At 55.9% G+C, this 20,563-nt stretch carries 18 protein-coding genes; 10 read left to right on the forward strand and 8 right to left on the reverse strand.

The annotated features are described in order from the left end of the window. Positions 1-386: 386 nt before the first annotated feature. Positions 387-1,088 carry a FadR/GntR family transcriptional regulator gene (locus ABLV04_RS14565; RefSeq protein WP_023291487.1) on the forward strand — a complete coding sequence of 234 codons (702 nt, stop codon included), beginning with the start codon at positions 387-389 and terminating at the stop codon, positions 1,086-1,088. Between the two features lie 12 nt (positions 1,089-1,100). Beyond that, on the forward strand, positions 1,101-2,498 hold the full coding sequence (gene mdtD, locus ABLV04_RS14570) for a multidrug transporter subunit MdtD (RefSeq protein WP_023291486.1): 1,398 nt from the start codon (positions 1,101-1,103) through the stop codon (positions 2,496-2,498). Here the strand turns inward: mdtD and rbsR are convergent. The 7 genes from rbsR to kup all read right to left on the reverse strand — a co-directional run bounded on the left by rbsR (position 2,495) and on the right by kup (position 10,401). Further along, on the reverse strand, positions 2,495-3,487 hold the full coding sequence (gene rbsR / locus ABLV04_RS14575; protein WP_086076398.1) for a ribose operon transcriptional repressor RbsR: 993 nt from the start codon (positions 3,485-3,487) through the stop codon (positions 2,495-2,497). The genes mdtD and rbsR overlap by 4 nt on opposite strands. A gap of 3 nt (positions 3,488-3,490) precedes the next feature. After that, positions 3,491-4,420: a ribokinase gene (gene rbsK, locus ABLV04_RS14580; RefSeq protein ID WP_023291484.1), complete on the reverse strand. Its 930-nt coding sequence runs from the start codon at positions 4,418-4,420 to the stop codon at positions 3,491-3,493. 103 nt (positions 4,421-4,523) lie between these two features. Further along, entirely contained in the window at positions 4,524-5,414 is an 891-nt protein-coding gene (gene rbsB, locus ABLV04_RS14585; RefSeq protein ID WP_004202323.1) for a ribose ABC transporter substrate-binding protein RbsB, read from the reverse strand. Between the two features lie 27 nt (positions 5,415-5,441). Next, positions 5,442-6,407, reverse strand: a complete 966-nt coding sequence (gene rbsC, locus ABLV04_RS14590) for a ribose ABC transporter permease (protein WP_004202322.1) — start codon at positions 6,405-6,407, stop codon at positions 5,442-5,444. A gap of 5 nt (positions 6,408-6,412) precedes the next feature. Next, positions 6,413-7,918 carry a ribose ABC transporter ATP-binding protein RbsA gene (rbsA, locus tag ABLV04_RS14595; RefSeq protein ID WP_180266321.1) on the reverse strand — a complete coding sequence of 502 codons (1,506 nt, stop codon included), beginning with the start codon at positions 7,916-7,918 and terminating at the stop codon, positions 6,413-6,415. Positions 7,919-7,928: 10 nt separating this feature from the next. Beyond that, on the reverse strand, positions 7,929-8,348 hold the full coding sequence (gene rbsD, locus ABLV04_RS14600) for a D-ribose pyranase (protein WP_180266320.1): 420 nt from the start codon (positions 8,346-8,348) through the stop codon (positions 7,929-7,931). 184 nt (positions 8,349-8,532) lie between these two features. Next, positions 8,533-10,401, reverse strand: a complete 1,869-nt coding sequence (gene kup / locus ABLV04_RS14605; protein WP_004202319.1) for a low affinity potassium transporter Kup — start codon at positions 10,399-10,401, stop codon at positions 8,533-8,535. A 217-nt stretch (positions 10,402-10,618) separates the two neighbouring features. On the opposite strand from kup, the gene ravA reads away from it, so the two are divergent. Next, positions 10,619-12,118 carry an ATPase RavA gene (gene ravA, locus ABLV04_RS14610; RefSeq protein ID WP_060590682.1) on the forward strand — a complete coding sequence of 500 codons (1,500 nt, stop codon included), beginning with the start codon at positions 10,619-10,621 and terminating at the stop codon, positions 12,116-12,118. Beyond that, the gene (viaA, locus tag ABLV04_RS14615) at positions 12,115-13,563 is read left to right on the forward strand and encodes an ATPase RavA stimulator ViaA (RefSeq protein WP_348815833.1); all 1,449 of its coding nucleotides are present in this window, start codon (positions 12,115-12,117) and stop codon (positions 13,561-13,563) included. Before ravA ends, viaA begins: the two co-directional genes overlap by 4 nt. A gap of 3 nt (positions 13,564-13,566) precedes the next feature. Here viaA and asnA read toward each other — a convergent pair whose 3' ends face one another. After that, positions 13,567-14,559 (reverse strand): aspartate--ammonia ligase, encoded by a 993-nt coding sequence (asnA, locus tag ABLV04_RS14620; protein WP_023291478.1) that lies wholly within the window; start codon positions 14,557-14,559, stop codon positions 13,567-13,569. A gap of 151 nt (positions 14,560-14,710) precedes the next feature. Here asnA and asnC point away from each other — a divergent pair, with 151 nt between their 5' ends. From asnC to atpB, 6 genes are all read left to right on the forward strand, one after another. Next, positions 14,711-15,169, forward strand: coding sequence for a transcriptional regulator AsnC (asnC, locus tag ABLV04_RS14625; protein WP_002882510.1), 459 nt, complete (start codon positions 14,711-14,713; stop codon positions 15,167-15,169). A gap of 99 nt (positions 15,170-15,268) precedes the next feature. After that, positions 15,269-15,709, forward strand: a complete 441-nt coding sequence (mioC, locus tag ABLV04_RS14630; RefSeq protein WP_017899651.1) for an FMN-binding protein MioC — start codon at positions 15,269-15,271, stop codon at positions 15,707-15,709. Positions 15,710-16,090: 381 nt separating this feature from the next. Further along, positions 16,091-17,980, forward strand: a complete 1,890-nt coding sequence (gene mnmG / locus ABLV04_RS14635; protein WP_348815835.1) for a tRNA uridine-5-carboxymethylaminomethyl(34) synthesis enzyme MnmG — start codon at positions 16,091-16,093, stop codon at positions 17,978-17,980. A gap of 115 nt (positions 17,981-18,095) precedes the next feature. Continuing rightward, a complete protein-coding gene (gene rsmG / locus ABLV04_RS14640) occupies positions 18,096-18,719 on the forward strand; it encodes a 16S rRNA (guanine(527)-N(7))-methyltransferase RsmG (protein WP_032429030.1) in 624 nt (207 codons plus the stop codon). 616 nt (positions 18,720-19,335) lie between these two features. Beyond that, complete coding sequence (atpI, locus tag ABLV04_RS14645; RefSeq protein ID WP_004202310.1) at positions 19,336-19,716, forward strand: F0F1 ATP synthase subunit I; 381 nt, start codon at positions 19,336-19,338, stop codon at positions 19,714-19,716. Between the two features lie 8 nt (positions 19,717-19,724). Next, the gene (gene atpB / locus ABLV04_RS14650; RefSeq protein WP_023291475.1) at positions 19,725-20,540 is read left to right on the forward strand and encodes a F0F1 ATP synthase subunit A; all 816 of its coding nucleotides are present in this window, start codon (positions 19,725-19,727) and stop codon (positions 20,538-20,540) included. Positions 20,541-20,563 lie beyond the last annotated feature (23 nt).

Consider the following 20,563-nt stretch of genomic DNA (forward strand, 5'->3'; position numbering starts at 1 on the left):
TCCATGTCACTTTGAGTGCCCACACAGATTGTCTGATAAATTGTTAAAGAGCAGTGCCGCTTCGTTTTTCGCTGCGGCGCGGGGTGTGCATATTACGCTTTCCCGCTGCAGAGTCAAGCATTTATTTTCGCTTTTCTCTGCGAGGTTCTCACCGGAACCCCGCTGACCCGGCGGCTTGCTTGCCGTTGTTCCGTGTCAGTGGAGGCGCATTATAGGGAGTAATTCTGAGGTGACAAGGGGAAATGCAAAAAAACTTTTCAACCGTCTCTTTTTTCAACAATGCGGCGAGGAATGTCGCAAAAAACCGCCGTTTTGCTGTTTTAACCGACGAAACGGGGCGCCTGGTGGCATACTGTTAGTGTAGAGAAAAGAAAGGAACGGCATTTATGTCTTTAAGCGCACAGCAACTGGCGGCACAAAAGAACATCTCCTGGGTACTGGCCGAGAAGCTCGCCCAAAAGATACTGACTGGCGAATATCAGCCGGAAAGCATTCTTCCCGGCGAAATGGAGTTAGGGGAGCAGTTCGGCGTGAGTCGTACCGCCGTCCGCGAAGCGGTGAAGACGCTGACTGCAAAAGGCATGCTGCTGCCCCGCCCTCGCATTGGCACCCGGGTAATGCCGCGCAGCAGCTGGAACTTCCTGGATAAGGAACTACTCTCCTGGTGGCTCACGGAAGATAACTTCGAAGAGGTGGTGAGCCACTTTCTCGTCATGCGCAGCAGCCTGGAGCCACAGGCCTGTTTCCTCGCCGCCGCCCACGGCACCGCGGAGCAGAAAGCGCAGCTCAATACCCTTATGGAAGAGATGATTGCCCTGAAACGTCATTTTCAGCGCGATCGCTGGATAGACGTCGATATGGCCTGGCATGAACATATCTATGAAATGAGCGGCAATCCTTTCCTCAGCTCATTCGCTTCTTTATTTCATTCCGTCTACCACACCTACTTCACGTCGATTACGCAAAATGAAGTCGTGAAGCTCGATCTCCACCAGGCGATCGTCGATGCCATTCTCAATAGCGATGCGCCAGGTGCCTTGCTCGCCTGCCAGGCGCTGCTGAACGCCCCACACCACGTAAATCAATAACAAGGATTTGGCATGAGCGGAAAAAAAGGGCGCAGCATGGCTGGCCTGCCGTGGATCGCGGCGATGGCCTTCTTTATGCAGGCGCTGGATGCCACCATTCTTAACACCGCCCTCCCGGCTATCGCCCACAGCCTGAACCGTTCTCCCTTAGCGATGCAGTCGGCCATCATCAGCTATACGCTGACGGTGGCGATGTTGATCCCGGTCAGCGGCTGGCTGGCCGATCGCTTCGGCACGCGCCGGGTCTTTATCATCGCCGTTAGCCTGTTTACTCTCGGCTCCCTCGCCTGCGCGCTCTCGAGTTCATTAACGGAGCTGGTCATTTTTCGCGTTATTCAGGGGGTCGGCGGGGCGATGATGATGCCGGTGGCGAGGCTAGCCCTCCTGCGCGCCTATCCGCGCAGCGAACTGCTGCCGGTACTGAACTTTGTCACCATGCCGGGACTGGTAGGACCGATTCTGGGCCCGGTTCTCGGCGGGGTATTTGTGACCTGGGCCAGCTGGCATTGGATTTTCCTGATAAACATTCCCATCGGCGTGATCGGCATTCTGTATGCCCGTAAATATATGCCAAATTTCACAACGCCGCGCCGACGCTTCGATATAACCGGTTTTCTGTTATTTGGCTTAAGCCTGGTGTTATTTTCCAGCGGTATTGAACTGTTTGGCGAAAAAATCGTGGCGACATGGCTGGCGCTGGCGGTGATCGCCGTCAGTCTGATACTGCTCCTGGCCTATGTCCGTCACGCGCGCCGCCATCCTGCGCCGCTGATCTCGCTCTCTTTATTTAAGACCCATACGTTCTCGGTCGGCATTGCCGGCAACCTTGCCACGCGGTTGGGTACCGGCTGCGTACCTTTTCTGATGCCGCTCATGCTGCAGGTTGGCTTTGGCTATCCGGCCATTATCGCCGGCTGTATGATCGCCCCCACCGCTATCGGCTCGATTATTGCGAAATCTACCGTTACCCAGGTGCTGCGCTGGTTTGGCTATCGTAAGACCTTGGTGGGGATCACCGTGTTTATTGGCCTTATGATTGCCCAGTTCTCGCTGCAGTCGCCAGAAATGCCGCTGTGGATGCTGCTTCTGCCGCTGTTCGTGCTGGGGATGGCGATGTCCACGCAGTTTACCGCCATGAATACCATTACCCTGGCCGATTTGACGGATGACAATGCCAGCAGCGGCAATAGCCTGCTGGCAGTCACCCAGCAGCTTTCCATCAGTCTCGGAGTGGCCATCAGCGCTGCGGTGCTGCGCTTCTATGAAGGTTTTGACAGCGCCAGCACCGTAGAGCAGTTTCACTACACCTTTATTACCATGGGCGTGATAACCATCGTGTCGGCGCTGATGTTTATGCTGTTGAGAGCGAAGGATGGCCGCAACCTGATTAGCGAGCGGCACAAACGCTAAGCGGAGCCGCGGACCACCAGCTCCGGGGTTAACTGTACGCGCTGCTGTTTTTGCTGCGGGTCGGCCATGCGATGGATCAGCACGTCGATGGCCAGTTCCCCCAGCTCATCTTTCGGCTGGTGAATGGTGGTTAACGGCGGCGTCATATAGCGAGCCAGTTCAATATCATCGTAACCCACCAGCGCCATATCCTGCGGGATCTGCAACCCGGCCTGGTATAACGCCTGATAAGCGCCAACCGCCATGGCGTCGTTACCGACAAACACCGCCTGCGGCCGCTGCGGCAACGCCAGCAGCTGCTGCATCGCGCTAAATCCGCCGCCAAACTCAAAATCACTGGTCACCACGTATCCCTCGGCTACGGGCAGACCGCAGCGCGCCATCGCGGCATGGTAACCTTCAAGGCGCAGACGCGCCGGGGTTTTATCCAGCGGACCGGCAATGCAGGCAATGTGTGAATACCCTTGATCGATCAGGTACTGGGTCGCCATATCGCCACCGAGCAGCGAGTTATCCTGAATCAGATCGCTATCGCCATCAAACGGCGCCCAGTCCATCATGACCGTCGGAACCGACGGATAGCGCTGCATAATTTCCGGGGAGGGTTGGTGGGTCTCAGTGCACAGCAGCAGTAATCCATCGACGCGTTTTTGCATTAACGTCTCCAGATTACGATTCATTCGCTGCTCATCACCTTCCGTATTACAGAGTACGAGACTATAACCCCGCTCAAAGCAGCTGCGCTCCACGCCCCGCACCAGCTCGGAATAAAACGGATTGGTACTGGCGGTGATCAGCATGCCGATGGTGCGGGTTTGATTAAGCTTGAGGCTACGCGCCAGCGCCGAGGGGGCGTAGTTGAGGCTTTTGATCGCGGCGTCGACTTTGGCGGTAATCGCCTCGCTGACAAAGCGGTCCTTATTGATGACGTGTGACACCGTCGATGTGGAAACGCCCGCGACGCGGGCCACATCTTTCATCGTAGCCAAGCATTACCCCTGTTGCGCTAAAAATTCATCAATCTCTGTGCGCCACGGCACGGAAGGCTGCGCGCCTTTGCGAGTCACGGCAATCGCCGCCGCGGCATGCGCAAAGCGGATCGCCTCCGGCAGGGCGGTCCCTTCCAGCAGCGCGGTCACCAGCGCGCCGTTGAAAGTGTCGCCGGCCGCGATAGTATCAATAGCCTGCACGCGAAACCCTGGGATCCGGCGGCTTTCGCCTTCGGCACTGAGCCAGACGCCGCGACTGCCGAGGGTGATCATTACCGTACCAATGCCTTTGGCATGCAGCACGTCGGCGGCTTTTGCCGCATCCTCGTCACTCTCAACGCGAATCCCCGTCAGCTTTTCCGCTTCGGTTTCGTTGGGGGTAATGATATCCACCAGCGCCAGCAGTTCATCGGACAGTTCACGCGCTGGCGCGGGATTAAGCACCACGGTGGTCTGATGGTGATGGGCGATTTTCGCCGCCGCCAGCACGCTCTCCAGCGGCGACTCGAGCTGCATCAACAACGCCTGCGCGCTGGCGATCCGCTCTTTTTCCGCCTCTACCTGAGCGACGGATAAGGCCGCATTGGCGCCGGCATGAATACCGATGACATTCTCACCTTCGGCGTTAACGAAGATTAACGCCACGCCGGTTGCTTCCCCGGCGACCGCGCGCACAGGCGCCACATCGATTTTATCGCTCGCCAGCTGGCGACGGATGCGTTCACCGATGTCGTCATCGCCGGTGCAGGCGATAAACGCGATATCCGCCCCGCTGCGCCCGGCGGCCACCGCCTGGTTGGCCCCTTTACCACCGAACGCCAGCTGGTAGTGGTTGCCGGTGACGGTTTCACCCGGCGTCGGGAAAGCGTCAAGGTTGAGAATGTGATCGGCATTGATGCTGCCAAGGACGACAAGTTTGCCTGCAGTTTTCATCGTTTCTGTTCCCGGGAAAGCGCGCCACCGGGATCCGGTGGCGCATGCCCTGCTTTTCTTTTTTTATATTGTCCCTCGGACCGTTGCCAGTCCGAATCGCATATTACTGCTTAACGACCAGCTTCAGCTCAACCGGGTAGTTAGCTTCCACTTTTTCGCCCTTCAGTACCTTATCAGCAGTCTCAACGCCTTTCGCGCCGATCTGCTCCGGCAACTGTGCGACGGTCGCCGCCAGTTTGCCACTGTTTACTGCTTTTTCGCCATCCGGAGTGCCGTCAAATCCAACCACCATCACATCGGACTTGCCTGCGGTCTGCAGCGCGCGCAGAGCGCCGAGCGCCATTTCATCATTCTGCGCGAACACCGCCTGGACGTCAGGATGGGCGGTCAGCAGGTTCTGCATCACGTTCAGCCCTTTGGTACGGTCGAAATCGGCCGGCTGGCTGGCCAGAACGTTGAACTTGTGCGCCGCCACGGCCTGTTTGAAGCCTTCGCCGCGCTCGCGCGCCGCGGAAGTCCCGGCAATGCCCTGCAGCTCAATGACTTTCGCACTTTCACCCAGCTTTTTCGCAATGTAATCACCCGCCATTTTTCCGCCCTGCACGTTGTCAGAGGCGATGTGGCTCACGACATCGCCTTTTGTCGCCTGACGGTCGAGGGTGATGACCGGGATTTTCGCCTGGTTCGCCATCTTCACGGCATTGCCGACGGCATCAGAGTCGGTTGGGTTGATCAGCAACAGCTTCGCGCCGCGCACCGTTAAATCCTGAACGTTAGCCAGCTCTTTCGCCGGGTTGTTCTGGGAATCGAGCACCACCAGGTTGTAGCCCAGTTTGTCAGCTTCTTTTTGCGCGCCGTCTTTCAGCGACACGAAGAAGGGATTGTTGAGAGTAGAGATAACCAGAGCGATGGTGTCTTTGGCCATCGCGTTCGCGCTAACGGTCGCACTTAGCGCAACAGCAGAGACCAGGGTCGCCAGTTTTTTCATATTCATAGTTAAGATGTCCTGTAGAGTTCTCAGTTACTGCTTTTTGTTATCTACCAGTACCGCCAGCAAAATCACCACCGCTTTAACGATCATCTGGTAATAGGAAGAAACGCCTAAAAGGTTCAAACCATTATTCAGGAAGCCAAGGATCAGCGCGCCAATCAGCGTGCCGACAATGCGTCCTTTGCCGCCCGCCAGGCTGGTGCCGCCGAGCACGACTGCCGCAATGGCGTCCAGCTCATAGCCTGTCCCGGCCGTCGGCTGCGCGGAGGAGAGGCGCGCCACTTCGATAATCCCGGCCAGCGACGCCAGCATCCCGCACAACGCGTAGACGATAATTTTGACTTTATTGACGCTAATCCCGGACAGGCGCGTCGCCGCCTCATTACCGCCAAGGGCGTAGATATAACGACCCAGGCGAGTATGGTGCAGCATGTACCAGGCCGCCAGGAAGACAATCGCCATGATCCATACCGGCGTCGGGATCCCCAGCGGACGCCCGATACCAAACCAGCCGAACAGATCGGCATTATCGCTAAAGCCGGTATTGATCGGGCTGCCGTTGGTGTACACCATGGTCACGCCGCGCAGCAGCAGCATCATCACCAGGGTGGCGATGAAAGCCTGCACGCGGCCTTTCGCCACAATCACCCCGGTGACTGCGCCGATCGCCGCACCTAATGCGAGGGCAGCAGCGACCGCCACCAGCGCATTCACTTCAATGCCAACGATCGACGCCGCCACCGCGCCGGTGAGCGCCAGCAGGGAACCGACGGACAGGTCGATCCCCGAGGTCAGTATGACCAGCGTCATCCCTACCGCCATAATGGCGTTAACGGAGGTCTGCTGCAGAATATTGAACAGGTTATTGACGGTAAAAAAGTTGGGGCTCATGGTCGATACCACCGCGATCAGCACCAGCAGGGCAATCAGCGATTTTTGCTCCATCAGCCACGCTTTCGTGAAATAACGGCGACCAGAAACAGCCTGGGTTGTCATCTTTCTTACTCCTGATTCACACGGTTAAGCTTGCCCACAGCGGCAGCCATCAATACTTCCTGGGTGGCCTGCTCGCGTGTGAATTCACCGCCGAGATGCCCTTCATGCATCACTATGATGCGATCGCTCATGCCCAACACTTCCGGCATCTCGGAGGAGACCAGAATGATGCTCAGGCCATCGGCTTTGAACTGATTGATAAGCTGGTAGATCTCTTTCTTCGCCCCAACGTCGACGCCACGGGTCGGCTCATCGAGGATCAGGACCTTCGGCCGGGTCATCAGCCCGCGGGCGATGGCGACCTTTTGCTGGTTGCCGCCGGAGAGCAGGCCGATCGCCTGCTCCATGGATGGCGTTTTCACGTTAAACAGCCGGATGAAATCACTGACCGCCTGCTGTTCATCTTTATGCTTGAGACTCCCCCCCGTCCGGCTGAAGTAGCGCAGGGCGGTCAGGGACATGTTTTCTTTTACCGACATCCCGAGCACTAAGCCGTCACGCTTACGGTCTTCGGAGATATAGACAATGCCGTTCGCCAGACCATCCTGCGGCGAACGGGTCACCACTTCGTGACCGTCGAGCGTCACGGAGCCGCTGCTGCGCGGCAGCGCGCCATACAACACTTTCATCAGCTCGGTCCGCCCGGCGCCCATCAGCCCGGCGACGCCGAGGATTTCCCCCTGGCGCAGGGTAAAGGTCACGTTTTCCACGCCCGGGCCGCAGAGATTATCGACTTTCAGGCGCACCGCGCCCGGCGCCTTAGCCAGATGCGGATACTGATCTTCCAGCTTCCGACCAACCATCATTTCAATCAGACGGTCTTCATCCAGCGAGGAGACCTCGCGTTCGGCAATAAACTGCCCGTCGCGGAACACGGTCACGTCGTCGCAAATCTCGAAGATCTCTTTCATGCGGTGGGAGATGTAGACGATGCCGCGCCCCTGCGATTTCAGTTCGCGGATCACACGGAACAGCGATTCGGTTTCGGTATCGGTCAGCGCGTCGGTCGGTTCATCCATAATGATGACCTTCGACTCGAAGCTCAGCACTTTGGCGATCTCCACCATTTGCTGATCGCCAATCGACAGATCGCCCACCAGCTTCTGGCTGGTAAAACGGAGATTCAGCTTCGCCAGCAGCTTATCGGCTTCGGCATACATCCGCTTCCAGTCGATTTTGCCAAAGCGGTTAACGAATTCGCGGCCGAGGAAGATGTTCTCGGCGATCGTCAACTGCGGGATCAGGTTCAGCTCCTGATGGATAATGCCGATCCCGGCTTCCTGGGAAGATTTTGGGCCGCTAAAGGTGGTCTCTTTGCCCAACCACAATAAAGCGCCAGCATCACGGGTATAGATCCCGGTCAGCACTTTCATCATGGTGGATTTACCGGCGCCGTTCTCACCCACCAGCGCCATCACCCGGCCAGGGTAGACATTCAGCGAGGCGCCGGAGAGCGCCTTGACGCCAGGGAACGTTTTATCGATCCCTTTCAGTTGCAATAAGGCTTCCATGACGGCGATCTCAGAAGGTGACGCCGGCACAGAGAATGATATTCGCAAACGGGGAACACTCCCCGCTGCGAATTACCGCCTGACTGTCTGCGGTTTGTTTTTTGAACTGCTCATGACTGGTGTAACGAATTTCAATGGTGTTTCCCTGGTGCTGCTGCAGCTGCTCAAGATGGTTGAGCAACGTCGCGTGGAGCTGCGGATTATGCGTCTTAATTTCCTCCGCGATGACAGCCGCTTCAACCTGCATTTCCGTCGTCACCACTTCCAGAACCTGCATAAATGAAGGTACGCCCTGGGTCAACGCCATATCGATGCGCGCGCTGCTGCGGGGAACCGGTAATCCGGCATCGCAGACCACCAGCGTATCGGTGTGGCCCAGGCGGGAGATAACCGCGGAAATATCAGCGTTAAGTAGGGTGCCTTTTTTCATTTTTTCTCTTTTGCTCCACTAGCGAAACGTTTCGCTAAAATAATTATTATCAATGCGTGAGCATAAAACCATCACCAGAAGAGAGAAATGTGATCGCTATCGAAACGTTTCGCGAGACAGCGACAGGAGATAACAGCCGGAGTGAGAAACAAAAAGCCCTTCGCAACGGAAGGGCTTTTTGACATCAGATTTCGACCTGAGTACCGAGCTCGATAACCCGGTTTGGCGGGATTTCAAACTGATCCGGCGCGCGCAGGGCGTTACGCTGCAGCAGCAGATAAAGCTTGCCGCGCAGGCGCAGATACCACGGCCGTTTGCCAATAATCAGCGACTCATGGGACATAAAGAACGAGGTCTCCATCATCCGGCAGCTGAGTCCTTCCAGGCCACAGCGATGGAACACCTCTTCGACATTTGGCGTTTCCCGCCAGCCGTAGCTGGCCACCACCCGCCAGAACGAGGGCGAAAGCTGCTCAATCTGCACCCGGCGAACGTTATGCACGTAAGGCGCGTCTTCGGTGCGCAGGGTCAGGAGGATCACTCGCTCATGCAGCACCTTGTTGTGCTTCAGGTTATGCAGCAGGGCAAACGGGATCACGTTCAGGGCGCGGGACATATACACCGCAGTACCCGGCACGCGCACCGGCGGCGATTTCTCCAGCGAAGAGATCATCGCTTCCAGCGAGTTGCCGTGCTCGTGCATTCGACGCAGCAGGCGGAAACGCTCGCTCTTCCAGGTAGTCATCACCGTAAACATCACCAGACCCAGGGACAACGGCAGCCAGCCGCCGGAGACAATCTTATCGAGGTTCGCCGAGAACAGCGGAACATCAATGCACAGGAAGGCCACCAGCATCAGCCCAACGAACAGTTTATTCCAGTGCCAGTTTTTGCGCGCCACCGTTGCCGACAGGATGGAGGTCAGCACCATGGTCCCCGTGACCGCGATACCATATGCCGCCGCCAGGTTAGACGAATGTTCGAAGCTGACGATGACGATCACTACCGAGACATACAGCAGCCAGTTAATGAACGGGATATAGATCTGGCCGGACTCCATTTCCGAGGTGTGGATGATGCGCATCGGCGACAGATAGCCCAGACGCACCGCCTGACGGGTTAAGGAGAAGACCCCGGAGATCACCGCCTGCGAGGCGATAACCGTCGCCAGTGTGGCGATAATCAGCATCGGGATCAGCGCCCACTCCGGCGCCAGCAGGAAGAACGGGTTTTTAATCGCTTCCGGATGCTTAAGCAGCAATGCCCCCTGGCCAAAATAGTTCAGCACCAGCGAAGGCAGCACGACGGAGAACCAGGCGACACGGATCGGCAGTTTGCCGAAGTGCCCCATATCGGCGTACAGCGCTTCCACCCCGGTAATCGACAGCACCACCGCGCCAAGCGCAATAAAGGAAACCGTTTTGTACTGCAGGAAGAAGTGCACCGCCCAGTAGGGGTTTAGCGCCTGCAGAACTTCCGGGTTTGCGTAAATGCTTCGCGCGCCAAGCACCGCCAGCAGCAAGAACCAGATCAGCATAATCGGCGCAAACAGCTTGCCGACCATCCCGGTCCCGTGCTTCTGGATCATAAACAGCAGGGTAAGCACGATAATGGAGATCGGCACAATCCAGCTATCGAGCTGCGGAGCGATAATTTCTAACCCCTCTATCGCCGACATCACCGAAATCGCCGGGGTAATCACCACTTCGCCATAGAAGAAACTGCCGCCGATCAGGCCGAGGATCACCAGCACAGAGGTCATCCGCGCCGAGGTATTGCGTCCGGCCAGCGACATCAGTGTTAAGATCCCGCCTTCCCCGGCGTTATCCGCCCGCATCACGAAGGTGATGTATTTAATCGATACGGTAAAGATTAACAGCCAGAAAATCAGCGACAAAAAGCCAAATACGGCATCGCGCTCAACGCCAAAGCCAAACTGACCTGACAGGCATTCACGCAGGGTATACAGTGGACTGGTACCGATATCACCGTACACCACGCCGATGGCCGCCAGCGTTAACGCCGGCAACGATTGTTTATTATCAGTGCTCATAGACTAGTCTTTTCGTTTATAAAACAAATGTGTGCCTAGTCCCTTGGCCCACAAAAAGCGCACAGTATGCACGATTATTTGTGAAATCGTACCCCTAACAGACACCATATTAACCTGGCTCAAAAAAAATAAATCGATTCTTCAGGCTATTACCGCCCCTGCTCTAACATCTATACTCGTCCCAATAACGATACATGACAAAGCACGCAACTCAATTATGGCTCAAACACATTTACTGGCTGAAAGAATTTCCCGACTCAGCGCGGCACTCGAAAAAGGACTCTTTGAACGCAGCCACGCGATACGCCTGTGCCTGCTGGCGGCGCTCAGCGGCGAGAGCGTATTTTTGCTCGGTCCGCCGGGGATTGCCAAAAGCCTGATTGCCCGCCGCCTCAAGTTCGCCTTCCAGCAGGCGCGCGCTTTTGAATACCTGATGACCCGCTTTTCCACCCCGGAAGAGGTTTTTGGCCCGCTGTCCATTCAGGCGCTGAAAGATGAAGGCCGCTACGAGCGTTTAACCGCCGGCTACCTGCCGGAAGCAGAAATCGTGTTCCTCGATGAAATATGGAAAGCGGGTCCGGCTATCCTCAACACCCTGCTGACGGCGATTAACGAACGTCACTTCCGCAACGGCGCTCACGAAGAGAAAATCCCGATGCGCCTGCTGGTGGCCGCCTCGAACGAACTGCCCGAAGCCGACAGCAGCCTGGAAGCGCTGTATGACCGAATGCTGATCCGTCTGTGGCTCGATAAAGTACAGGATAAAGGTAATTTCCGTTCGATGCTGGTCAGCCAGCAGGATGAAAACAGCAATCCGGTGCCCAGCGCGCTGCAGGTTAGCGATGAAGAGTTTACGCAATGGCAGCAGCAGATCGGCAATATCAAACTGCCGGACGCGGTGTTTGAGCTGATATTCCAGCTGCGCCAGCAGCTGGATGCCCTGCCAAACGCGCCATACGTTTCGGATCGCCGCTGGAAAAAGGCTATTCGCCTGCTGCAGGCCAGCGCCTTCTTCAGCGGCCGCGACAGCATCGCGCCGATAGATCTTATCCTGCTGAAAGATTGTCTGTGGCACAACGTCGAGAGCATGAACCTGATGTCGCAGCAGTTGGAAACGCTGATGACCTGCCACGCCTGGCAGCAGCAGGCGATGCTGACGCGGCTCGGGGCGATTGTGCAGCGACGCATTCAGATCCAACAGCAGCAAAGTGACAAAACGGCGCTAAAGGTCACCCGCCTTGGCGGCATGTTTAGCCGCAAGCCGCACTATGAGCTGCCGGCGGAGATCCAGGGGACCACCCTGACCCTGCTGCTGCAGCAGCCGCTCAAACTCCACGATATGGAAGTGATCCACATTACTTTTGAGCGCGAGGCGTTAGCCAGCTGGCTGGAAAAGGGCGGCGAGATCCGCGGCAAGCTCAACGGGATCGGCTTTGCCCAACTGCTCAATATGGATGTCGACACCAGCCAGCATCTGGTTGTTCGCGACGTCAGCCTGCAGGGCTCACGCCTCTCGCTGCCCGGCAGCGCGTCGCAGGAAAACATGCCGGCGGAAATTCGCCAGCAGCTGGAGGCGCTGGACGATGAGTGGCACCAGCAACATAACCGCTTCAGCGAGCAGCAGAAGTGCCTGTTTATCCCGGTCGAGTGGCTGGGAAGAATCGAAGCCAGCCTGCAGGACGTCGGCGCGCAGATTAAACAGGCGAAGCAGCCATGACGCTCGATATGCTGAATGTCATGCTGGCAGTCAGCGAAGAGGGAATGATCGAGGAGATGCTGCTGGCGCTGCTGGCCTCTCCGCAGCTGGCGGTTTTCTTTGAGAAATTTCCCCGCCTGAAAAACATCATCGCGGCGGATATTCCGCGCTGGCGGGAAGCCGTTCGCGCCCGCTTAAAAGAGGTTAACGTCCCGCCGGATCTGGACGCCGAGGTGCAAACCTATCAGCAGGCTCAGCTGCTCTCTACCTCGCAGTTTATCGTCCAGCTGCCGCAGATCCTCGGCAAGCTACACCAGCTCCAGTCCCCTTTTGCCGCCCAGGCGCAGAAGCTGGTGGACGACAATCCGACCTTTACCCCGGCGCTGCATACGCTGTTTTTACAGCGCTGGCGCCTGAGCCTGGTGGTGCAAGCCACCAGCCTTAACCAGCAGCTGCTGGATGAGGAGCGCGATCAGTTGCTCAGCGAGGTCCAGGAACGAATGACGCTCAGCGGTCAGCTCGATCCGGTGCTGGCTGAGAATGACACCGCCGCCGGACGCCTGTGGGATATGAGCGCCGGCGAACTCAAACGTGGCGACTATCAGCTGATCGTGCGCTATGGCGATTTTCTTAACCAGCAGCCGGAGCTACTGCAGCTGGCGGAACAGCTGGGGCGCTCACGGGAAGCGAAATCCGTGCCGAAGAAAGACGCGCCGATGGAGACCTTCCGTAGCCTGGTGCGCGAGCCAGCGACGGTGCCGGAACAGGTCGACGGCCTCCAGCAGAGCGATGACATTCTGCGCCTGCTGCCGCCGGAGCTGGCGACGCTCGGCATCACGGAGCTGGAGTTTGAATTTTATCGCAAGCTGGTGGAGAAACAGCTCCTGACCTACCGGCTGCACGGCGACGCCTGGCGAGAAAAAATCACCGAACGCCCGGTGACGCGGCAAGATTTTGATGAACAGCCGCGCGGGCCCTTTATTGTCTGCGTCGATACGTCAGGATCGATGGGCGGTTTTAACGAGCAGTGCGCCAAAGCCTTTTGTCTGGCTCTGATGCGCGTCGCGCTGGCGGATAACCGCCGCTGCTTTATTATGCTGTTCTCCAGCGAAGTGGTGCACTACGAACTGACCTGCGAGGGCGGCCTGGAGCAGGCGATCCGCTTTCTGAGCCAGCGCTTTCGCGGCGGCACCGATCTGGCCAGCTGTTTTCGCGCCATTATTGAACGTCTGCAAAACCCACAGTGGGTGGATGCGGATGCCGTGGTGATCTCCGACTTTATTGCCCAGCGGTTGCCGGATGAGGTGATTGCTCAGGTGGGGGAGTTACAGCGAAAGCATCAGCACCGTTTTCACGCGGTGGCGATGTCGGTACACGGCAAACCCGGCATCATGCGCATCTTCGATCATATCTGGCGCTTTGATACCGGGTTGCGTAGCCGCCTGCTGCGACGCTGGCGGCGCTAATCGTTACAGCAGCGCGGAAACGCTTTCGCGAACCTGTGCCGGCCATACGCCGCACTGCACCTGGCCGATATGGTCGAGCTGCAGCAACAGCATCGTCAGCCGAGACTGGCCAATGCCGCCGCCGATAGTCTGCGGCATCTCGCCGCGCAGCAGCGCCTGGTGCCACTCCAGTTTCAGGCGATCTTCATCGCCGGTCAGCGCCAGCTGGCGTTTCAGCGCCGCGGCGTCAACGCGGATCCCCATTGAGGAGATCTCGAACGCATCTTCCAGCACGGGGTTCCACACCAGGATATCGCCGTTCAGTCCGGCAAAGCCTTCAGAAACCTCAGTGCTCCAGTCATCATAGTCCGGCGCACGTACATCATGGCGCTTGCCATCAGAGAGTTTGCCGCCGATGCCGATTAAGAAGACGGCGCCCAGCTCTTTAGCAATCGCTCGCTCGCGGCCCTTGGCATCAAGATCCGGATAGCGACTCAGCAGCGCCTGGCTGTGAACAAAGTGGATCTGTTCCGGCAGGAACGGCGTCAGGCCAAATTCCTGGCTGACCGCCAGCTCGGTGGCTTTGATCCCGGCGTAAATCGCTTCGACGGTCGCCTTCAGCGTGCCGACGTGGCGCTCTTCATCCCCCATCACCCGCTCCCAGTCCCACTGGTCGACATAGACGGAATGGATCGGCGTCAGACGGTCTTCATCGGGGCGAAGGGCCTTCATGTGCGTGTACAGCCCTTCGCCCGCGCTGAAGTCGTGTTGTCCCAGGGTTTGACGCTTCCACTTCGCCAGCGAATGCACCACTTCGAACTGGGCGTCGGGCAGTGTTTTCACTTTCACCTGAACCGCTTTCTCACAGCCGGACAAGTTATCCTGCGTCCCATCGCCCACGCGGCTTAAGATTGGCGCCTGGACTTCAATCAGGCCAAGCTTCTCTTCCAGCTGACGGGAAAAGTGGGATTTAACGAAACTGATCTGGCGTTGTTTTGCGATATATGCGGTTTTCATTTTTATGACTCCTGCGTCCTGTTGCCATTGATTAAGCAACAAAAAAGGCCACCAATACAATAATCAATCAATAAAAAGGCGCATCAACTTTTAATTCATCAAAATATGGCGCTAAAATAGTAAGAACCCTCAAACTTCATAAGAAAAAGATATGGAAAATTATCAGATCGACAATCTGGACCGCGGCATTCTCGATGCGCTAATGGCCAACGCCCGTACCGCCTATGCCGAACTGGCCAAACAGTTCAGCGTCAGCCCCGGCACTATTCATGTACGCGTCGAAAAGATGAAACAGGCGGGCATCATTACCGGCGCGCGCATTGACGTCAGCCCCAAACAGCTGGGCTACGACGTCGGCTGCTTCATCGGCATTATTCTCAAGAGCGCCAAAGACTATCCCTCCGCCCTCGCCCGCCTGGAAAGCCTGGAGGAGGTCACCGAGGCTTACTACACCACCGGCCACTACAGCATCTTTATTAAGGTGATGTGTAAATCCATCGATGCCCTGCAGCAGGTACTTATCAACAAGATCCAAACAATTGATGAAATTCAGTCCACCGAGACCCTGATCGTGCTGCAGAACCCGATCATGCGCACCATTAAGCCCTGATCGTTTTTTTTAATCCCACATTTTTCCACAGGTAGATCCCAGCTCGCTCACAGCGTACAATACGCCACTCTGAACAGTTGAGCGGGCGATCGGCGATCTATGGCAGACATTACACTTATCAGCGGCAGCACCCTGGGCAGTGCGGAATACGTAGCGGAGCATCTGGCGGAAAAGCTGGAAGAAGCAGGCTACAGCACTGAAATCCAGCACGGCCCGCTGGTGGACGATCTGCAGGCGCAGGGGATCTGGTTAGTTATCTCTTCCACCCATGGCGCCGGCGACATTCCCGACAACCTGGTTCCCTTCTATGACGCGCTGCTGGCGCAGCAGGCCGATCTTTCCGCCGTGCGCTTTGGCGCCATCGGGATCGGCAGCCGCGAATACGACACTTTTTGCGGCGCGATCGATAAATTAGAAGCGGCGCTGAAGGCCTGCGGGGCAAAACAGATCGGCGAGACCCTGAAGATCAACGTGCTGGAACATGAAATTCCCGAGGATCCGGCGGAAATTTGGCTGGGATCCTGGAAAAATTTGCTCTGAGATTTGTAAAGATCGTCCGTTCTTCTGTGGATAACCATGCTTAAAAGCTTGGATCAACCGGTAGTTATCCAAAGAATAACCGCAGTACGCTTTTTGAGCTGTGTATAACCCTTCATTCTGATCCCAGCTTATACGGACCAGGATCACCGATCATTCACAGATAGTGATCCTTCTTAAGCTTTTGATCTTACTTCGCGGATCCGACTTATCCACAAAGAGAGTCGATCCTAATAAGAGATCACAATAGAACAGATCTCTATATAAAGATCTTCTTTTTAATACTCAGGATCCCGGAGTCTTTCTCAAAAGACCAAAGCCGAGTAGAATCCACGGCCCGGGCTTCAATCCATTTTCAAACCGCGTTATGCGAGGCAGACCACCATGTTTTATCAGGATCCTTTTGACGTCATTATCATTGGCGGGGGTCACGCAGGCACTGAGGCCGCAATGGCCGCAGCGCGTATGGGTCAACAGACCCTGCTTTTGACACACAATATCGACACGCTGGGGCAGATGAGCTGCAACCCGGCGATTGGCGGCATTGGGAAAGGACACCTGGTAAAAGAAGTGGACGCGCTCGGCGGCCTGATGGCCAAAGCGATCGATCAGGCAGGCATCCAGTTTAGGATACTAAACGCCAGCAAAGGCCCCGCGGTACGCGCCACTCGCGCCCAGGCTGACCGCGTGCTGTACCGTCAGGCGGTACGCACTGCGCTGGAGTACCAGCCGAATTTGATGATCTTCCAGCAGGCAGTGGAAGATCTGATTGTCGAAAACGATCGCGTCGTAGGCGCAGTCACCCAGATGGGCCTCAAATTCCGTGCCAAAGCGGTGGTGCTGACCGTCGGAACCTTCCTTGACGGCAAAATCCATATTGGTCTGGATAACTACAGCGGCGGACGCGCCGGCGATCCGCCGTCGATCCCGCTGTCTCGTCGTCTGCGTGAACTGCCGCTGCGCGTAAGCCGACTGAAAACCGGGACCCCGCCGCGCATTGACGCGCGCACCATCGATTTCAGCGTGTTGGCTCAACAGCATGGCGATAACCCGATGCCGGTCTTCTCGTTTATGGGATCTGCCGATCAGCATCCGCGTCAGGTGCCGTGCTACATCACCCACACTAACGAGAAAACCCATGACGTGATCCGTAATAACCTCGATCGCAGCCCCATGTACGCCGGGGTGATCGAAGGGATCGGTCCACGCTACTGCCCGTCGATCGAAGACAAAGTCATGCGCTTTGCCGATCGCAACCAGCATCAGATCTTCCTCGAACCGGAAGGCCTGACCTCAAACGAAATTTATCCGAACGGCATCTCCACCAGCCTGCCGTTCGATGTGCAAATGCAAATCGTCCGCTCCATGCAGGGGATGGAAAATGCGCGGATCGTCCGTCCTGGCTACGCTATTGAGTACGACTTCTTCGACCCGCGCGATCTGAAACCGACGCTCGAGAGCAAATTCATTCAGGGTCTGTTCTTCGCCGGTCAGATCAACGGCACCACCGGTTATGAAGAAGCGGCGGCTCAGGGTCTGCTGGCCGGTCTTAACGCTGCTCGCTTCTCGGCGGAAAAAGAGGGCTGGGCGCCGCGTCGCGATCAGGCCTACCTCGGCGTGCTGGTGGATGACCTGTGTACTCTGGGTACCAAAGAACCGTACCGCATGTTTACCTCTCGTGCTGAATATCGTCTGATGCTGCGCGAAGACAACGCCGACCTGCGTCTGACTGAGCAGGGGCGTGAGCTGGGTCTGGTGGATGATGAACGCTGGGCGCGTTACAACGAGAAGCTGGAAAGCATTGAGCGCGAACGCCAGCGCCTGAAATCGACCTGGGTGAACCCGCAGGCTGAGAGCGCTACCGAAGTGAACGCTCACCTGACCGCGCCGCTGTCGCGCGAAGCCAGCGGTGAAGATCTGCTGCGTCGCCCGGAAATGACCTACGAGCAGCTGGTTCAGCTCTCGCCGTTCGCGCCGGGGCTGGAAGATCGGCAGGCGGCTGAGCAGGTTGAGATCCAGGTGAAGTATGAAGGCTATATCGCGCGCCAGCAGGATGAGATCGAGAAACAGCAGCGCAACGAGAATACCTTGTTACCGGCGACGCTCGACTACCGTCAGGTCACCGGACTGTCTAATGAAGTGATCGCTAAACTAAACGACCATAAACCGTCGTCGATAGGGCAGGCGTCACGTATTTCCGGGATCACCCCGGCGGCGATCTCTATTTTGCTGGTTTGGTTGAAAAAGCAGGGGATGCTGCGTCGCAGCGCCTGATTGCGGCAACCTGCCGCGCTGATTTCCCACTTGCATAATCAGCGTTCGCCTTTATCATTCCTGGCCCGGTAAGCGTTAGCGCCTCCGGGCTCATTATTTTTTGAAGGTACTTACCGTGCTCAACAAACTTTCTCGTCTGCTGGATGAAGCGGGTATTTCGCTCACCGATCACCAGAAAAATCAGCTGGTGGCTTACGTCGGGCTGCTCGATAAGTGGAACAAAGCCTATAACCTGACCTCCGTTCGCGATCCAAATGAGATGCTGGTGCGTCATATCCTCGACAGCATCATCGTCGCGCCTTATCTGCAGGGCTCGCGCTTTATCGATGTCGGTACGGGACCGGGGCTGCCGGGGATCCCGTTGGCTATCGTGCGCCCGGAGTCGCATTTCACCCTGCTGGACAGCCTTGGCAAACGCGTGCGCTTCCTGCGTCAGGTGCAGCATGAACTGAAGCTGGATAACATCACCCCGGTGCAGAGCCGCGTGGAAGCTTTCCCGGCCGAGCCGCCGTTTGATGGCGTGATAAGCCGCGCCTTCGCGTCGCTTAATGATATGGTGAGCTGGTGCCATCATTTGCCGGCCGCGAACGGTCACTTCTATGCGCTCAAAGGGTTAGCGCAAAAAGACGAAATGGAAAACCTGCCGGAAGGGTATGCCATAGCCGAGGTCATTGAGCTGCATGTTCCTCAGCTGGAAGGGGAGCGGCACCTGGTGGTGATTACGCCAAAAGCGAGTTAATTTTTATCAAAAAATGTGGAAAAAATGTGGCCCATGAATGTTACAAAAATAAAGGTCACCTCCTGATATTATCGGGCTGCATTTAACCATGTTTTTACTATGGTTTTTCTTGCGGTTAACTTAGCGTAAGTGATTCACTGACAAAATAGTCAACTTTGAAAATATCAGGGTGCTAAAAATCGACAACGATGATCAGCATCGTGATGTTAAATTTTTATTATAAATGTCAATAAAAGGTTTTTATTGTATGTGGGGTTGTTTTAGATAATGTCCTCACTTTTTATCTTGAATATCAAAAACATGAAAAATAGTGTTTTATGTCCTTGATTCATTAAAGGGCGCTCGAAATGTTTATTATGTGATCTAATGCACGCTTTAATTGCCGTGTTTCCACGTTATTTGCAGTTTTGTATGACCGCTCACAGAACGCTGAAATGCACGGAAAGTTGTCCGTTGGAAAATAATTAAACATTTATTCACTATTTTGCTACTTATTGTTTGAAATCACGGGGCGTCACCGTATAATTTGTCCGCTTTTTGATGCTTGACTCTTCGTCTTAAAGGACGTTTTATACGACACGCGACATACCTCAAAGGGAGCAGGAGTAAAAACGTGATGTCAGTGTCGCTCTTGAGTCGAAACGTTGCTCGCAAGCTTCTGTTTATTCAGTTACTGGCAGTAATGGCAAGTGGACTGCTGTTTAGCCTCAAAGACCCCTTCTGGGGCATTTCCGCGGTATGCGGCGGTTTGGCAGTGGTTTTGCCAAACCTGATGTTTATGATTTTTGCCTGGCGTCATCAGGCGCATACACCAGCAAAAGGCCGTGTGGCCTGGACCTTCGCCTTCGGTGAAGCCTTCAAGGTGTTGCTGACCTTCGCCCTCCTGGCGGTGGCGCTGGCTGTTTTAAAAGTGGTATTTTTGCCACTGATCGTGACGTGGGTTTTGGTGCTGGTGGTACAAGTTCTGGCGCCAGCTGTAATCAACAACAAAGGGTAAAAGGCATCATGGCTTCAGAAAATATGACGCCGCAGGAATACATAGGTCACCATCTGAACAACCTTCAGATTGATCTGCGTACTTTCTCGCTGGTGGATCCGCACAACCCCCCGGCCACCTTCTGGACGCTCAACATTGACTCCATGTTCTTCTCGGTGGTTCTCGGTCTGCTGTTCCTGGCCATGTTCCGTAGCGTTGCTAAGAAAGCGACCAGCGGCGTACCAGGGAAATTCCAGACCTTCATCGAAATGATCATCGGCTTCGTCCATGGCAGCGTCAAAGACATGTACCATGGCAAGAGCAAGGTTATCGCGCCGCTGGCGCTGACCGTGTTCGTCTGGGTCTTCCTGATGAACCTGATGGACCTGCTGCCAATCGACCTGCTTCCTTATATCGGCGAACACATTTTCGGCCTGCCTGCACTGCGCGTGGTTCCGTCTGCTGACGTGAACATCACCCTGTCGATGGCGCTTGGCGTGTTCATCCTGATTATTTTCTACAGCATCAAAATGAAAGGCGTAGGTGGGTTCGTTAAAGAACTGACCATGCAGCCGTTCAATCACTGGGCGTTCATTCCTGTCAACTTAATCCTTGAAGGGGTAAGCCTGCTGTCCAAACCGGTCTCTCTCGGTCTGCGACTGTTCGGCAACATGTATGCCGGTGAGCTGATTTTCATTCTGATTGCTGGTCTGTTGCCGTGGTGGTCACAGTGGGTTCTGAATGTGCCTTGGGCCATTTTCCACATCCTGATTATTACGCTGCAAGCCTTCATCTTCATGGTTCTGACGATTGTCTATCTGTCGATGGCGTCTGAAGAGCATTGATTTTTACCAACACTACTACGTTT

The organism is Klebsiella sp. JN_Kp127 (genome assembly GCF_040062505.1).
Taxonomy (GTDB): Bacteria; Pseudomonadota; Gammaproteobacteria; order Enterobacterales; family Enterobacteriaceae; genus Klebsiella; species Klebsiella quasipneumoniae.

What these genes read in the sequence shown, in the direction of transcription:
- ABLV04_RS14565 (WP_023291487.1), top strand. Translation starts at nt 387, where the DNA reads ATGTCTTTAAGCGCACAGCAACTGGCGGCACAAAAGAACATCTCCTGG.
- atpB (WP_023291475.1), top strand. Translation starts at nt 19,725, where the DNA reads ATGGCTTCAGAAAATATGACGCCGCAGGAATACATAGGTCACCATCTG.
- rbsK (WP_023291484.1), bottom strand. Translation starts at nt 4,420, where the DNA reads ATGAAAACTGCAGGCAAACTTGTCGTCCTTGGCAGCATCAATGCCGAT.
- asnC (WP_002882510.1), top strand. Translation starts at nt 14,711, where the DNA reads ATGGAAAATTATCAGATCGACAATCTGGACCGCGGCATTCTCGATGCG.
- viaA (WP_348815833.1), top strand. Translation starts at nt 12,115, where the DNA reads ATGACGCTCGATATGCTGAATGTCATGCTGGCAGTCAGCGAAGAGGGA.
- ravA (WP_060590682.1), top strand. Translation starts at nt 10,619, where the DNA reads ATGGCTCAAACACATTTACTGGCTGAAAGAATTTCCCGACTCAGCGCG.
- kup (WP_004202319.1), bottom strand. Translation starts at nt 10,401, where the DNA reads ATGAGCACTGATAATAAACAATCGTTGCCGGCGTTAACGCTGGCGGCC.
- mdtD (WP_023291486.1), top strand. Translation starts at nt 1,101, where the DNA reads ATGAGCGGAAAAAAAGGGCGCAGCATGGCTGGCCTGCCGTGGATCGCG.
- mioC (WP_017899651.1), top strand. Translation starts at nt 15,269, where the DNA reads ATGGCAGACATTACACTTATCAGCGGCAGCACCCTGGGCAGTGCGGAA.
- rbsC (WP_004202322.1), bottom strand. Translation starts at nt 6,407, where the DNA reads ATGACAACCCAGGCTGTTTCTGGTCGCCGTTATTTCACGAAAGCGTGG.
- atpI (WP_004202310.1), top strand. Translation starts at nt 19,336, where the DNA reads ATGTCAGTGTCGCTCTTGAGTCGAAACGTTGCTCGCAAGCTTCTGTTT.
- rbsA (WP_180266321.1), bottom strand. Translation starts at nt 7,918, where the DNA reads ATGGAAGCCTTATTGCAACTGAAAGGGATCGATAAAACGTTCCCTGGC.
- rbsD (WP_180266320.1), bottom strand. Translation starts at nt 8,348, where the DNA reads ATGAAAAAAGGCACCCTACTTAACGCTGATATTTCCGCGGTTATCTCC.
- asnA (WP_023291478.1), bottom strand. Translation starts at nt 14,559, where the DNA reads ATGAAAACCGCATATATCGCAAAACAACGCCAGATCAGTTTCGTTAAA.
- rbsB (WP_004202323.1), bottom strand. Translation starts at nt 5,414, where the DNA reads ATGAATATGAAAAAACTGGCGACCCTGGTCTCTGCTGTTGCGCTAAGT.
- mnmG (WP_348815835.1), top strand. Translation starts at nt 16,091, where the DNA reads ATGTTTTATCAGGATCCTTTTGACGTCATTATCATTGGCGGGGGTCAC.